Source organism: Micromonospora sp. NPDC049580 (assembly GCF_040675595.1).
In the GTDB taxonomy this organism is placed as follows: Bacteria; Actinomycetota; Actinomycetes; order Mycobacteriales; family Micromonosporaceae; genus Micromonospora.
Genome location: NZ_JBFAPG010000787.1, coordinates 1 through 1,552, shown reverse-complemented (window position 1 = coordinate 1,552; position 1,552 = coordinate 1). Strand labels below are relative to the sequence as shown.

Here is a 1,552-nt window from a genome sequence, read left to right as displayed (position 1 = left end):
GACCGCGTCGCCGCCGACGCGGTCCACCCTGAAGCGAGCCGACCTCGCCTTTACGGTCATCGAATGGGGACGATCGCCCGGTTGACGGCACCTGTCGTCCCAATTGAGTCCAGATGAACTCGCAAAGTCGAATTGATGTACGTACAGTGGGGCGGCCCCCCTCCTGATCACGAGCTGGAGCACGCATGCCGGTTCAGGCCAGCCGTCGCCCTTCGTCCGCCGGATCCGCCGCGCCGAGCGGCCGGATCGCCGCGTCCATACCGGTGCAGCCGGGCCCGTCGAACGGTGGTCCGGGCGGTCGCCCGCCGGGTGGCGGCAACGGCCGGACAGGCGGGAAGGGGCCGGCGAAGAAGCGGCCCCGCCGCAAGGATCCGCTCTGGGCCCGACTGACCGTGATCTTCGGCGCGGTGCTGATGCTCAGCAGCGGGGTGGCCATCGTCGGCACCAAGGTGCTGATCGGCCAGGCGACCGGCGACATCGCCCAACGCAACCTGCTCGGTGATGCCGGCAAGACCGACGCGGAGGGCGGCGCGAGCCTCGACGGTCCGATCGACATGCTGCTGCTCGGCGTGGACGCGCGCGAGCGTTGGGCCGCCGACGACGTCCGCTCGGACAGCATCATCATCCTGCACATCCCGGCCTCGCACGACCAGGCGTACCTGATCTCGATCCCCCGCGACACCGAGGCGCAGATCCCGCCCTTCAAGAAGAGCGGCTTCACCGGCGGCACCGACAAGATCAATGCCGCGTTCCAGGCCGGCGCCCGCAACGGTGGCGGCTGGGAGGGCGGCGCCCAGCTGATGGCGCAGACGATCAAGCGGCTCACCGGGATCAGCTTCGACGGCGCGGCGATCATCAACTTCGGTGGTTTCAAGAACGTCATCGACACCCTGGGCACCGTGAAGATCTGCGTCAGCTACGAGGTCAAGTCGAAGCACATGTCGTTCGTCGACGGCAAGCCCATGTGGAACGCGGACGCCAAGAAGACCGGCAAGACGATGACGCCCGTCGTGCACAAGAAGGGCTGCCAGGAGATGGAGGGCTGGGCCGCCCTCGACTACGCCCGGCAGCGCTACGGCCTCCCCGGCGGCGACTACGACCGGCAGCAGAACCAGCAGCAACTGATCAAGGCGATGGCCCGCAAGGCCACCGACGGCGGCATGCTGACCAACCCGGCCAAGCTGAACCAGCTGATCAAGGCGGCCGGCAAGGCGTTCGTCCTGGACACCGGCGGCGTGCCGATCGAGAACTTCATCTTCACCATGCGTGGGGTCACCGCTAACGAGTTGACCATGCTGAAGACCAACAACGGCAGCTTCAACGGCAACGGCAACAACCGTGAGGCGTTGAACGAGGAAACGATGCAGATGTTCCAGGCGGTCAAGCAGGACAAGCTCGCCGAGTTCGTCTTCACCCACCCCGAGGTGATCTCCGGCCGCAAGTGACGGCCGCCGCGTCGCTTCAAGCCGCCTCGCCGGATTCGGCGCCGCCACCGGCCGCGGCTCCTCAGGCCCCCCGCTCCAACAGGCCGTAAGCCCGACCACCCGTTCGC

1 protein-coding gene is annotated in these 1,552 nt (G+C 67.6%); it reads left to right on the top strand.

What is annotated here, in order from left to right:
- Positions 1–185 precede the first annotated feature (185 nt).
- Positions 186–1,445, top strand: a complete 1,260-nt coding sequence (locus tag AB0J68_RS32085; protein ID WP_354855817.1) for an LCP family protein — start codon at positions 186–188, stop codon at positions 1,443–1,445.
- The last annotated feature ends 107 nt before the right edge of the window (positions 1,446–1,552 follow it).